The organism is Oscillatoria sp. HE19RPO (genome assembly GCF_024220515.1).
In the GTDB taxonomy this organism is placed as follows: domain Bacteria; phylum Cyanobacteriota; class Cyanobacteriia; order Cyanobacteriales; family Laspinemataceae; genus Laspinema.
Genome location: NZ_JAMXOT010000165.1, coordinates 1 through 13956, shown reverse-complemented (window position 1 = coordinate 13956; position 13956 = coordinate 1). Strand labels below are relative to the sequence as shown.

Annotated in this window: 12 protein-coding genes; all 12 read right to left on the bottom strand. The window is 48.2% G+C overall.

The genetic code is table 11. The annotated features are described in order from the left end of the window. Nucleotides 1-181: 181 nt before the first annotated feature. On the bottom strand, nucleotides 182-1738 hold the full coding sequence (locus NG833_RS30770; protein WP_305884996.1) for an ATP-binding protein: 1557 nt from the start codon (nucleotides 1736-1738) through the stop codon (nucleotides 182-184). A gap of 584 nt (nucleotides 1739-2322) precedes the next feature. Continuing rightward, on the bottom strand, nucleotides 2323-3333 hold the full coding sequence (locus NG833_RS15740; RefSeq protein WP_254566235.1) for a chemotaxis response regulator protein-glutamate methylesterase: 1011 nt from the start codon (nucleotides 3331-3333) through the stop codon (nucleotides 2323-2325). 215 nt (nucleotides 3334-3548) lie between these two features. Then, the gene (locus NG833_RS30455; protein WP_256556006.1) at nucleotides 3549-3674 is read right to left on the bottom strand and encodes a hypothetical protein; all 126 of its coding nucleotides are present in this window, start codon (nucleotides 3672-3674) and stop codon (nucleotides 3549-3551) included. Next, entirely contained in the window at nucleotides 3664-6042 is a 2379-nt protein-coding gene (locus tag NG833_RS15735) for a response regulator (RefSeq protein ID WP_254566234.1), read from the bottom strand. Before NG833_RS15735 ends, NG833_RS30455 begins: the two co-directional genes overlap by 11 nt. Next, on the bottom strand, nucleotides 6039-6761 hold the full coding sequence (locus NG833_RS15730) for a chemotaxis protein CheW (RefSeq protein WP_254566233.1): 723 nt from the start codon (nucleotides 6759-6761) through the stop codon (nucleotides 6039-6041). The genes NG833_RS15735 and NG833_RS15730 overlap by 4 nt, the downstream gene beginning before the upstream one ends. 305 nt (nucleotides 6762-7066) lie before the next feature. Then, nucleotides 7067-8818, bottom strand: coding sequence for a methyl-accepting chemotaxis protein (locus NG833_RS15725; protein ID WP_254566232.1), 1752 nt, complete (start codon nucleotides 8816-8818; stop codon nucleotides 7067-7069). A gap of 70 nt (nucleotides 8819-8888) precedes the next feature. Next, nucleotides 8889-10211 carry a protein-glutamate O-methyltransferase CheR gene (locus NG833_RS15720; protein WP_254566231.1) on the bottom strand — a complete coding sequence of 441 codons (1323 nt, stop codon included), beginning with the start codon at nucleotides 10209-10211 and terminating at the stop codon, nucleotides 8889-8891. Nucleotides 10212-10213: 2 nt separating this feature from the next. Next, nucleotides 10214-10675, bottom strand: a complete 462-nt coding sequence (locus tag NG833_RS15715; protein WP_254566230.1) for a chemotaxis protein CheW — start codon at nucleotides 10673-10675, stop codon at nucleotides 10214-10216. A gap of 341 nt (nucleotides 10676-11016) precedes the next feature. Then, on the bottom strand, nucleotides 11017-11553 hold the full coding sequence (gene cysC / locus NG833_RS15710) for an adenylyl-sulfate kinase (RefSeq protein ID WP_254566229.1): 537 nt from the start codon (nucleotides 11551-11553) through the stop codon (nucleotides 11017-11019). Between the two features lie 142 nt (nucleotides 11554-11695). After that, a complete protein-coding gene (locus NG833_RS15705; protein WP_254566228.1) occupies nucleotides 11696-12127 on the bottom strand; it encodes a hypothetical protein in 432 nt (143 codons plus the stop codon). A gap of 1 nt (nucleotide 12128) precedes the next feature. Beyond that, nucleotides 12129-13571 (bottom strand): DASS family sodium-coupled anion symporter, encoded by a 1443-nt coding sequence (locus tag NG833_RS15700; protein WP_254566227.1) that lies wholly within the window; start codon nucleotides 13569-13571, stop codon nucleotides 12129-12131. A gap of 197 nt (nucleotides 13572-13768) precedes the next feature. After that, the coding region (locus NG833_RS15695) for a hypothetical protein (protein WP_254566226.1) at nucleotides 13769-13956 on the bottom strand (188 nt) is incomplete at its 5' end.

The window sequence follows — 13956 nt, the reverse complement described above, 5'->3', positions numbered from 1 at the left end:
AACTCCAAAAAATAAAATACCCAAAAACCCACACCCTCAAGGGTGGAGGCTCACAGGACGAAGCGGTGCCTGCGCGGGCTAAGAACGTCTTTTTAGTTCCTTAAGCATCGCATTTGGGTGATTTATTTGTTGCAATACCCCTAGGGACCTAGGGTCTCAAATAAACGGTCAGTTTGTCAAATTAACCCACTTCAAGCCACTGTAGCGAAGCGAGTTCTGTGGGAGGCGGTTGAGAAACGGAGGAAACAGCACTTTCTTTGGGACTGAGGGGCAGTTGGCGAAGATTACTCGGGTGGTTAGACCCGAACGGAATTTCCAGGGTAAACTCGGTGCCGCGACTGGGGTGCGACTCACATCGAATTCGTCCCTGATGTTTTTTGACGATAATTTCATAGCTGATTGCCAATCCCAATCCTGTTCCTTGTCCCACTTCCTTGGTGGTAAAAAATGGGTTGAAAATCTGGGTTTGAAGTTCTGGGGGAATTCCGATCCCATTATCTTTAATCTGAATTGCCACTCCCTCCCCTTGCAGTTCAGTTTTAATGCTGATTTTCCGCTTAATCGTCTCACCGTTATCAGAAATGGCTGGACTGGGAGAGAGTTGCGGGCGCTCGCTCAGGGCATCGATCGCATTGGTTAAAATATTGATAAACACCTGATTGAGTTGTCCCGGATAACACTCGACGGGAGGCAATTCCCCATACTCTTTGATCAGTTCAATCTGATTCTCATCCAGGCGATGTTGTAGCATCACCAGAGTGCTATCAATCCCTTCGTGGATATTGGCTTCTTTTCTTTCCGATTCATCCATCCGCGAAAAATTCCGCAAATTGACTACGATTTCCCGAATGCGATCGGATCCTCCTCGGATGGAAGAGATTAATCGAGGCAAGTCTTCCCGCACAAATTCTAAGTCTAGGGATTCCCTAAAATCTTGAATGGTAATTGGCAGGTCGGGAAAGGCTTGTTCATACATTTCCACTAAAGTTAATAATCCTTCCGCATATTCAATAAAATGAATCAAGTTTCCCGAAATGAAACTGATGGGATTGTTGATTTCATGGGCAATTCCCGCCACCAGTTGCCCGAGACCGGACATTTTTTCACTTTGGACTAATTGCGCTTGGGTTTGTTTGAGATGCTCTAGGGCTTCCGTCAGTTCTTTGGTCCGCTCTTGGACTCTAAATTCTAACTCTTTATTATATTGTTTGGTTAGCTCGACTTCATAACGCTTGCATAAGTTATGATAGGCATTAGAGTGATACCGAAGTCGGGCAATTAGCTCTATTTTGTCGGGAATTTTAATTAGGTAATCATTGGCTCCCGAAGCAAAGGCTTCGGCTTTTTGCTCGGGTTCTTCCTTGGTGGACAGAACCACGATGGGAATGTCCCGAGTCCCTGGATTAGCCCTAAAAAATCGCAGGAGCATCAACCCATCAATCTCCCCCATGACTAAATCTTGTAAAATCACCGTGGGCTGAATTTGAGTGGCGATTTGAATGGCTTGATCCGGGTCAGTGCAAGAATAAAATTTAATATCTGTTTCCGTTGCCAACATCCGCCGAATGGCTTCTGCGACAATCGGCTGATCGTCTATCAATAAAATTGATACAGGTTGATCGGAAAGTTCTTTAATCATGGGTTGTCCCGGACTTGCACTGAAATTTGGAGGGTAGGGATGTAAAGCGATCGCTGGATTCATCTTGATTAATTCTTCATGCATGACCCTTGATTGCATTTACGCTCCTGAGATAAAAATTACTAGCTGTTTAAGGGGTGAAGTCAAGTTTCAATTGGACGAGTTTATAAACCTTATAAAGATTAGACGTTCATGATTTTTAACTCCTCTGTTTAATTTTTTTATACTATAGCATACTTTGTCATCTGTCTTTAGAGGTAGAAAGATAATGCTAGGTTCCCCGTTGAACCGTAGAATTTCATTGAATTGGGATAACATCGGTAACACTCGCTACTAGACTGGGGGAACGTCTCAGGAGCGCGAGACAAGAGGGTATTTATGTTCTGTGGACTGTGGCGAGTTGCACAAGGTTGAAATCCCTCGAATTGACGATCGGACGGATCAACCTAAAACCTCCGTAGCGTAACGGTTACAAATCGGTGGTTTTGACAAAATCTCTGCATAAACCCACCCAATTTTTGTTTAAAAATCGGGGTTTTGTCCCTGGGTTCTAAAGCTGTACTGATGCTTTAAAATAAGTAGTCGTAAAAGATGATAAAAATAGAATCAATACAAGGGCTAGGGTTTGGGTATTGTTGGGTTGACGAAACTGGCAACCCCTCACGCAAACAGTAAAGTTCTGATTAGAGACTCAGGAGTTTGAGACCGATCGCCTCGGGAGTCAAGCTTTCTTGCACCGCTCCCAATTCAACCGCAGCTTTTGGCATTCCATAGACGATGCAACTGCTGGCATCTTGGGCGATCGTCTGCCAACCTGCCGATCGCAAGACACTCAATCCCATTGCTCCATCTCGTCCCATGCCGGTGAGCAACACCCCTAATCCTTGTCCCGGCCAGTTTTCAGCCAAACTGGTAAAAAAAACATCCACCGAGGGACGATAAGGATTATTCACGGGATGTTTAGTATAGCCGAGGGTGCGATCGGGACGCATGAACAGATGATCGTTAGTGCCTGCGACGATAATTTTACCCGGTTGTGGGGTCATTCCCACTTCAGCCAACTCGACTTTTAACCGGGTTTGCTGGGATAACCACTGGACAAAACTGGCGGAAAACTGGACATCGATATGCTGGACGATCGCCACGGATATTCTAAAATTTTGGGGTAACTGAGACAAAATCTTGGCGATCGCCGTGGGACCTCCGGTAGAAGCTCCGATCGCCACCAGGGGGGGATAAGGTTTATTCGTATAACAGGACTTAACCGGAATCAGATTTTTGGGGTTTTTGCTGACAGGTTTACCCAGTAATTTATGAATCGTCCTAATTTTTTCCAGGAGGGTTTCTCCCCCTTCGGCAGTTCCGTAGTGTCCGAGAATTGGCGTAATCACCACATCGAGCGCCCCATATCCGAGGGCTTCAAATACTTGAGGTAAGTGAGTGTTAATACTAGAAGTCACCAGCAAAATCGCACAGGGACAATCACGCATAATCTGGCGAGTTGCCTCTACCCCATCCATCACGGGCATGAATACGTCCATTAAAATGAGATCCGGTCGTACTGAGGCACATTTATCGAGGGCTTCAGATCCATTCCGGGCAACCCAAAGAAGTTCGTAGTCAGGCACTGATGTTAAGACGCGCCGTAAGGCTTCTATTGCCAACAGCATATCATTAACAATAGCAATTTTCATATAAAGGGTGAGGTATGAGGTATGGTGACGAGCAAATCCCGAAATTTCTCCTATTATATCTAAATTATCCCCATTTTTATCAAAATTTTTTTTAATAAATAACTGATTCCCCTGAAGATTTTTAGTGAAAATTCAAGAAAATAAAGTCACCTATTCAGACCAAAGCGGCACTTGATAGCCCAAACGTTCCAGGGTTGGGAGTCGGCAGGGTCGTGCTACGCTGCTCCCCAAGGCACCCGGGCGGGCCGACTGGAAAGGGGGTCTCCCACAAGGGTTCCAAAACAGGAATATGCGGGTGCGATCGAGGCGATCGCCTTCACCTCAGCGCAGTCAACTCTCATCCGGGGTCCCAATCATATCAATGACGGCATTTAAAAATGTATGATCGTGAAAACTACTTTTAGTCAAGTAATAATTTGCTCCGACTTCTAACCCTAATAGTCGGTCCTCTTCTCGGTCCTTGTAAGACACAATAATCACGGGAGTAGACTTTAGTTTTGCATGACTTTTAATGTGATTAACCAGTTCAATTCCATTCATTCTCGGCATATCCACATCGGTAATAATCAAGTCATATTCTCCGGTTCTGGCTGCATTCCAAGCATCCACGCCATTCACAGCAACATCTACTTTGTAGCCTCGATTTTGCAACAGTTTTCGTTCCATTTCTCGAACAGTAATTGAATCATCAACCACGAGAATCTTTTGATGACGTTGGGACTCTTTGACTTGGGCATCCTGGGTGATTTGACTTAACCGTCCACTACTCAAAAGCAGATCGAGCGATCGCACCAAATCTTCCACATCAATAATTAACACCGGCGATCCATCTTCCATTAATGCTGCCGCGCTAATATCCCGGACCTTGCCCAGACGGGGGTCTAGGGGACGCACCACCAGATCTCGCTCACCGAGAAAGCGATCCACCACTAGGCCATAATAGTTGGTGCGATCGCTCAAAACAATCACCGCTAACAACTCATGATTGAGGTCACTGTTTTCCAACTCCAGAACTTGATGAGCACTCACCAGACTAATATTTTGACCATTGAGGGTAAAATACTGGCGGTTTTCCACCACAAAAATATCCCCTCGATGAATCTGAATAATCCGATCAATTCGGGTGAGGGGAAACCCGTAGGGTTCGGAAGAAATTTCCACTAACAGGGTGCGAATCACCGAGAGAGTTAAGGGCAACTGAAGATAAAACTGAGTGCCTTTTCCGAGTTCAGATTGAGCACGCAATAACCCGCCCACCTCCTGCATCATTCCCTTGGCAATATCTAACCCGACGCCCCGTCCAGAAATTTCAGTCACCTCAGTGACGGTGGAAAAGCTGGGTAAAAATAAAAATTCCATCAGTTCAGCTTCAGTCAACTGATGGGCAAACTCAGGATTCACCAATTGATTGGCAATCACCTGTTGCCGGATCTGTGCTAAATTGATGCCTCGACCATCATCAGAAATAGTAATTAAGAGCATTCCTCCGCGATGAACTGCTTCGATTCGGACTGTTCCTTCCGGGGTTTTTCCTTTTTCAATGCGTTCCTCGGGAGATTCTATCCCGTGGGCGATCGCATTTCGCAAAATTTGAGTTAACGGCGCTTCTAGCTTTTCTAAAATGTCGCGATCCACTTTAGTTGCTTTGCCCGTTATTTCAAACTTCACGGACTTTCCGAGTTGTTTGGCTAAATCTCTCATCATGCGAGGAAAGCCTGATACCCCTTCAGAAAAAGGTCTCATGTGACTATCAATCACTTCCCGATAAAGACGGTCAGAAAGGTTGGAAAACCGACGGGCAAATAATTCAAGCTCATTGATGCGATTATTCAGGATTTCTAAACATTCTTTTTCTTGAATTTGAGCGATTTCCAGATAATTTTTTGTCCTTTGGTTTGGGTGATATTCGCTCAATGAGTTGTCTAATTTTTCGAGGGTTTTTGATAATTGGGCCTGGTGTTTTTTAAGTTTGAGTAGGGAATCGGCAAAGGGTTGTAACCAATTGGCTTCAATGAGGGACTCCCCTGCCAAACCCATCAATCGGTTTAAGTTGTCTGCACTTAATCGGACGATGCGATCGCCACTCGATTTAGAGGAGGGGGGGGATTGCGCCCTCATCGGTGGAGGGGCTTCCGGTTCAGGAAACGGCACCAGGTTCGGGGAAGGCGGGGATTCAACCGGGGTGAGATGCGGTTCTGGAGTGGGTGGGGGTTCTGGAGTGGGTGGGGGAATAGCGGGGCGATCGCCGAGGGTTTGGGGTTCTGGGTGAGTTTGGGGTGGCTCTTGCCGAGTCCCTGGGGAGGCGATCGCCTGGATTTGGCTGGCGATGAGGTCAATTTCCGGCTGATGTTCCTGCATCCAGGCTGTTAACTCGGATTCTTGCACTTTCCCCATACTCAACAGCAGATCAACTCCGGACAACAGAATATCAATATGGTCTTCTGAAACCGTAATTCGACCTTCCTTGGCGGCTACAAAATAGTCCTCCATCACATGAGCGATCTGGACCGCCCGATCGAGCTGAACGATGCGGGCTGCGCCTTTAATCGAATGAGCACCCCGCATTAAGGCTTCGAGTTCTTTGCCGGACTGGGTATGATTTTCTAGCCCTAATAAATTTTCGTTTAATAGGGCAGCCTGAGTTTCCACCTCCATTCCGAATAAATCCAGCATGGATAAATGGCTTAAATCCAGTTCATCTTTGCTCACAAAATCCTCCGTTTCAGGCTAGAAAATACAAATTCTTCATCCAGATAGTTTACTTTTTTGTCTCGCCAATTTACAATCCATTTCGTGTAAGTAATGGGGGCTTTGGAAACGACTGCCGGGACTTCTTCAATTAAGTGGCGATCGCAGCGGTGAATGCCCTCAATTTCATCCACGGAAAATACCCAGATATCTCCTTGAATATTAACGACCACCATGCGAGAATAAACCGTCCGCGTCAAATCCCCTTGCGGGTTTAAGGGTTTCGGATGAGTGCCTTGCGATTCTAACCCGAGGAGATTGCTCAGAGAAATGCAGGGTAAGAGTTCCCCGCGAATATTTACCAAGCCCAGGAGAATTTCGTTGCTGCGGTGGGGTAAAGCATGAAGGGGACAAGAGGCAGTGATTTCTTGGAATGTAGAGGCGGCGAGTGCTAACCATTCTACTCCCAGGCGAAAAATCACCAGAGAAAGCGGGTCAAAGAATTCTGCCGTCGCTCGTTGGAGTTGGGGAAGGGCATTGCGATCGCTGGTGACGGCTGTTGGGGTTTTAGCGAGTAAATCGGTCCATTCAGCCCGGTAGTTTTCTGGGGCTTCCCGTTCCAATAAACTGCGGCCTGCGGTGGTATAAACGGGGCAGTTGCGGCAATGGATGACGGTATTAAGTTCGGCACAAGAGCGATCGCCCTGTATTCCCATTTCGTTCCAGCACTTTTCGGTCATAGAGCCAACCTAAATGAAGGGGAGAATGTTTCAAAGCAGTGACAGCCAGATAATCGGTAATCAAAAGTCGGATCATCAAGGGAGCAGAGACCGGGTTTTATCGCCCTTTCTGGGTTAAGAAACAGCAAAAATTTTGGACAGCAACCCGGGTTCTAACATTAGAAATATCGATACTTTCGGTTTGTTACAACCGGGCTGTAAACTTTATACCCAATCCGCGTATCTCAAGTCTGTTTTCTCTATATTCCCGGGCTTTGTCCGCGTTCCTCCCCACCCTTGAGGGGTGGATTGTTACCGACTGCTGCTTAGATTTGCACCTTGAAAAACGAGATTTCTCGTTGCAATCCTTGAGCGGCTTCATTTAATTGCTCGATCGCCCGATTAGTATCCCGCAGAGATTGGGCCGTTTGTCGGGACGCTTCACTCAGTTGAACCATTGCATCACTAATTTGTTGAGCCCCTTCGGATTGATCTTCCATGCCTTTAGTGACTGCATCAAATCGGGGGGTGAGACTTTGAACCCGCTCAATAATCTTACCAATTTGGCCGCTGATGGTGCGAACATCCTCGACCCCCCGGCTGACTTCGGTGGTGAATTTATCCATTTCCATCACCCCAGTGGAAACAGCGGATTGCATATCTTTGACCATACTTTCAATATCCAAGGTGGCGATCGCCGTTTGGTCTGCCAATCGGCGAATTTCTCGGGCAACCACCGCAAAACCAGTGCCATATTCCCCTGCTTTTTCCGCTTCGATCGCCGCGTTGAGGGAGAGTAAATTAGTCTGATCCGCCACTTTGGTAATGGTAGTCACCACGCTATTGATGTTATTTGCTTTTTCGCTAATCACACCCAACTTGGCCGAAATCGAGGCGGTAGCATTGGCTAATTGGCGCATGGTGGTTTCCATGCGAACAATTTCCTGTTGGCCGGTTCCGGCAGCGATGGCGGTTTGTCCGGCGAGTTCCCCAACTTGATCCATTGTTTTAACTAATTCGCCAGAAGTCGCGGCAATTTCTTTCGCTGTGGCAACGACTTGGTTTGTAGAAGCCACTTGTTCGGTAACCGTTGCTTCTAATTGTTTGCCCGAGGCGGCAATTTCTGTGGTGGAACTGGTGATTTGAATGCCCGAATGTTGGACCTGACGAATTAAGGAATTTAACTTTTGGGTCATTTGACCAAAAGCAACCGTTAAGCGGCCAATTTCATCTTGGGTTTCCGTCACCCTCACCGGAGTAGTCAAATCTCCGGAGGAAATTTTTTCCGCGACTCGAACCACTCCGACAATTTTGGCTCCGAGGGGTTTGGCGATCGTGGTGCTAAAATAGAAGCCAAAAACAATCGCAGTCAGCGGACCGAGGAGCATTCCCAGAAACACCCAAAAACTACTTTCAGCCACATCTTGTTGGGCATCTCTGACCACTTGGGCAGCCATATTTTGATTATATTCTACAACCTCTTGCAGGCTGTCTTCTGCGGCGCGATAGGCCGGAATATTGATGCGAGGGCGTTGGGTATTCATGCGTTCAAGGAACTCACCAGCGGCTCTAGCCGTTGCCATTTGGGGGCTATTGCTTTGACCGGCCTCCCACAACTCGATTTGAGTTTCCCAGGGTTGTAAAATCTCGTAAGCTTCAAATTCTTGATTAATTTGGAGGAAGTTTTCATGGACTTGTCTCCACTGATTCCATGCCTCTATGAACTGGTTATAAAGGCGGTTTTCTTCTGGATTTTTCTCGGGAATGTTGTTGTATTCCGCAAATCCTTGATTAATTTGTTGCCATGCTCGATTGATTCTTTCCTTGGCAGCAGTTCTGCGTTCAAGGGAACTGCGAGGATTGAGGAGCAATCGTTCTGAGGATTGAATTTGGGTCTGACCTTCTTTGATTTTCCATAGGGCGATCGCACTGGGCATGGAGTTCCCTGTAATCATGTCGAGGCGATTACTCAGCCGATAATTCCCCCCCCATCCGACTAAAGCAACGATTAATACAATTAAACCCATAAATATAAAAGCTGCAAGCATTCGAGCTTGCAAGGAAAGATTCCGAAACATTCTTTTTTTCCTTTAGAGTTGAGATAGTTTGGAGTGGCCCGTTTATCCGTGACCCCTGAATTATAGAGTGCTATTCCCCCTGAGATTTTAGGAGTCTTTGGATCCGCTGCCGAAGGGCTGAGGCATGGGTGAGATCTCCATGAGATTCTTTGAGTAAGAGGAGATGCATCAAGGCTTCATAGTGGTGGGGTTCGAGGTAAATGGCTTTCTCCCAACATTGTTCGGCACGCTCCTGATGCCCTGCGCCTTGGAGTATTTCACCTAATAAAACATAAGCATTGGCATCGGTGCGATGTTGACTGAGGTAAGTTTCGCATACCTGTGCCGCTTCATTCAATCGTCCGAGATCGGCTAGATGCCTAGCGTGAATCAGGGGGGACTCAGGGATGCGCTTTGGGGGAGAGGGTGGGCTAGGGGCGATCGCCCAGGAGCTTTGAGGATGCGATCTTCTGGCTTCTGGGGCCGGTTCCGCCGAATGGACGGGTTTGGATGCGCAGTTGAATCGAGAGGGTGAGGGAGGGGAGCTGGGTTGGAGAACCCGTAATGGAGCGTGTTCAGGGTCATTCGGGAGGATACAGAAGCGATCGGTGCCGTCGCTTTTTTGGCGCTTGCGGTAGGCAAAAGTCATGGAATGGCGCAGGGAGATGAATCGCTTCTCAATCACGGGTCCAGCTTCGGCTGACCCGACAAAGAGCAGTCCCGTGGGAGATAATAAGCGATTTAATACTTGCATGGCGCGATCGCGAGCAGCCGGTTCCAGATAAATTAATAAATTCCGAAAAAATATGATATCATAAAGGGGTTTTCCATATAAAAAAAGGGGTTCTAAAAGATTGCCCTGGATAAAATTTACGGTCTCCTTAACGGCGGGGGAAAGTTGATATCCGTGAGGGGTTTTCTGAAAATAGCGATGGCGAAAGCCCAACGGTTTACCCCGAAATGAATGCTCTCGATAGAGACCCTGTTTGGCTTTCTCTTGGGCTTTTTTACTGATATCAACGGCGTCAATCACAAAATTGCTCGGGGACAAACCGGCATCGAGGAGCATGATCGCGAGGGAATAAGGTTCTTCTCCCGTGGAACAGGGAACACTTAACAGACGCAGAACCCCTTCCGGATGGGTGGGTAACCAATCGAAAAGCACGTAGCGCCGGAGAAACTCAAAGGATTCAGGCTCGCGAAAGAACCAGGTTTCTGGGACAACCGTCTCCTCAATGAGCGCCTGTAATTCTTCAGGGGAACAGAGCCATATATTGAAATAGGTTGCCACATTCTCAACCCCACAAACCGCCATCCGCTCTCGAACCGCTTTGGCGATCGCATAGGAACCGAGGGTTTTGGGGTCTAAGCCAATCTTTTTTCTGAGTTTTCGCTCAATTTCGTCCCAAACCATTGCTATTCAGCCTCCCCAATGGGTAATAGGAATGCTTGTGCTTGCTCTGACAGTAAATGCGCCAAGCGCAACTCCTGGATTGTTCCTTGTTGATCCATGATGAGTTTGCCCAAATATGCGGCATTTTTTAAGTGGATTCCCTCTTCCTTAAATTGAGATTCTAGGACATCTACCGTATCGGTCACTCGTTCTGCCATTAACCCCATCAGTCGCGAATTCTGGTGGGCGTGCTGATACTTGACTAAAATAATGCGAGTGCTTAAACAATTGCGAGAGCCACTGCCTTGAATCAGATGACACAGATCGAGAACCGGAACAATGCTCCCTCGGTAATTAAATAATCCCGCCATATATTCCGGGGCCTGGTATAGTTTTCTCAACTCTACAAGGGGAATCACTTCTACGACCTGGGAACAGCTTAGGGCATAACGATCGGGCCCGACATAAAATACCAACATTAACATCGTTTAACTTGAGCCTAATCTGGCGCAATCGGAATGGAGGATAGAAGATAGAGATATCTAGATATATCTTCAATTGTAGCGTTCCCCCCATTCAAACTGAATCCATGAATCCCGCAGCAAGCAACGGCGGACAAAAGAGGACAAAAGAGCGCCGGTACAGGGTTTAATCAGGGGCGTGAATTCCAGGCCAGGGGCCAGAAACCGGGTTTCTCGCCCAGATCCAGTGGCTAATTGCTACCGTTTTTCTGAAGAAACCCGGTTTCTGGCCCCATACAGTCACCCATCCAGTACCGACGCCCTAGGGTAGAGGAACTCGGAGTGAGGCTTCGGGTCTAGGGGGTTTAAACTTGGGTGATATAACCCTTATCTTTGAGATATTGCAGCACCTTGGCGATACTTTCTGCCTCGGTTTCGTCTTTGGTGGAGCATTCAATATCCGGGGTGAGGGGAGCCTCATAAGGGTCATCAATGCCGGTAAAGTTTTTAATTTCTCCAGCGCGAGCTTTTTTGTAAAGCCCCTTGACATCGCGTTCTTCGCAGGTTTCCAGAGGTGCATTCACGTAAACCTGAACGAAGTCACCAATGCGATGGCGCACTTCTTCGCGGATTTCACGGTAGGGGGCGATCGCCGATACCAAAACAATCACCCCATTGCGGGTTAATAAATGAGAGACAAAACCGATACGGCGAATGTTTTCGTCGCGGTCTTCTTTACTAAAACCCAGTCCCTTCGTCAGGTTTTGCCTAACGATATCCCCATCGAGAACTTCGAGTTGATATCCGCGCGATCGCAGTTGTTTCTCCACTCCCTGGCTAATGGTGGTCTTGCCTGCACCGCTCAAACCTGTAAACCAGACCGTGACACCACGCTGTTGCATTTTGATTTAACTCCAGATATTGTGCAATAAACGACTGTTTCTCAAGCACCCTTCAAGGCTTTTCGATTGTACAGAAATTTGTCCCCCCTGGTGAATCCGTGATTTGGGGATCGCGGATTGGCGTGAGCGCGCCCTTGAGGATTCAATCTTCGGGGATCCATTCCAAGGGGCAGTCCAGGGTTTGAATCAGGGGGCCCAGCGCATGGGAACCACTGACGAAAATTTTCTCCGGTCCTGGGGTCGCCAACCCACTCAGATAACTACGGATTCCCTCTTCGTTGACCTCCGTTTTCACCGCGATTCCCATAGAAACGGCACGAAGAGTCACTTGCTCTAAAATGTCCGTCGCTAAGGCGCGATATCCTTCCATCATCGAATTTTGCAAGCTCCGACGGGACCCAATTCCCAACCAACCATTTTCTCCCAAGTCCCGCATGAGGTCATCGAGGGCCTCGGGATCGATGATAAAGGTCACCCGAAAGAGGCTATCTGCTTGTTTTGCTTCCTCAAAAGCGAGATTGAGTGCTTTTTCATACCCATACGGGTTGGTTAATACGAGTAAAATTTCTGCCATGTCAACCCCTCAATCCGACTAAGGGCCAATAGAATTGACTAAGGCCCAGGAACACCCCAATGGAAATAATATCGAGCCAGACTCCCCAGCGTAGGACCGCCAGAGGACGAACATAGCCGCTACTCACGGCGATCGCCAAGGCGGGGGTACTCACGGGCAACATAAACCCTAAACCAGCGGGAATCACGACTCCCAGGGTCATGGCACGGGGTTCGATGCCATATTTTTCAGCTAGGGCGAGGGCCACGGGTAGAATGACGGCTACGGCGGCAGAATTGCTCATAAATTCAGTCATGAGAAGGGCGATAATCGTGACGGCAGCAAAGATGAGCAGGGGAGACTCAATCCCAAACCCCAAGAGGAGTTGGGTGAGTGCGGAAGCGGCCCCGGTATCATTGAGTGCCGCAGACAGGGCGATCGCACTGCCGTACATAATAAAAATCCCCCAGTTGACATCTTCTTCGACCTCCCCCCAATTTGCCACTCCCAGAATAAACGTTAAGATGACTCCCAACAAGGCGATCACATCTAAACCCCAGCGATCGCCCTGGGTCATCCATAACAGGATGGTCACGATTAAAATTCCGGCAGTCATAATTTCCCGGCGCGAAATCTGACCGAGTTGCTGATTGCGCTTTTCTAGAAACCGTCGCGCTGTGGCGAGGGAGACTTGTTCGGTTTGTCCGACTCCCTGGAGCACAAAAAAGGCGATGGGTAACAGCACCAGCACCACCGGCGCTACAAACAGGGTCCACTGGGCAAAGGAAATCGTCTGACCTGTGGTATTTTGGAGAATCCCCAAAGCTAGAGGTCCCCTCGCCCCTCCCAGGAGGGTGGTATTCGAGCCAATCACGACCCCCCAGGCGAGGGATAAAAAGGCTGCCACCCCAAAGCCTTTCCCCGGTTTGGCTCCAGAGGCTCGCACTACCTCCAGGACAATGGGAAATAACATCGCTGCCACGGCATGAGCACTAATAAAACAAGACATCAGGGCGGAAAGTCCTAGAATGGCCCCGAGAATCTGGCGCTGGCTGTTCCCACATCGGGTAACTACCGCTAAGGCAATCCGGGTGCTCAGTCCCGATCGCATGATGGGACTGGCGAGAATGAACGCCCCGAGAATGAAAAACACTGCCCGGTTGCCAAAATAGGCGTAGGTTTCCTGGGCGGAAATTGCCCCACTAAAGGGCAGCAAAAACAGGATGACGATCGCCGTCACCGGCAGAGGCAGCAGGGTTGTCCCCCAGGAAAAGGCGGCTAAACCAAAGACGGCAAAGGCGCGTTGGGCACTGGGTTCAAACCCGGGAAGGGGGATGAGTAAGAGGGTGACATAAATCGCCACGGCGATTAAGTAGCCGATCCAGCGATTTTGAAAGATTTGAGAGCGTTGCAATAAGGCGCTGAAGCGCTCGGAGATAAACCCAAAATACTGTTTTAGGCCCATGTTTGGTATTAAAAGGGGTGAAGCGCGGTTAAGAGGGGAGTGGGTTGAAGTCGCCAGCAATCGGCGCAGACAATCCAGAAGGCTTGATTAGCAAGAATGGGGAATTTTGGACACATTCAGGCTATTATAGGCGATCGCTTTCCCGGTTCTAAACATTTTTCCGAGGCGACTACCGCCCGGATCGGTGCCAATGGATTTTAGGATTGATTTAGATTGGCCTCAATCCGGTTATGAGATAATTCATAAGGGAACTCCAAAAAATAAAATCTCCAAAACGTTCGTTCGTAGATCAACGGAGTAGCGCGATCAATGTAGGGGCGCAAGCATTGCGCCCCTACACATACCTTACTTTCAGTTGCGCGTTTGGAGGATTTATATTTTGCAA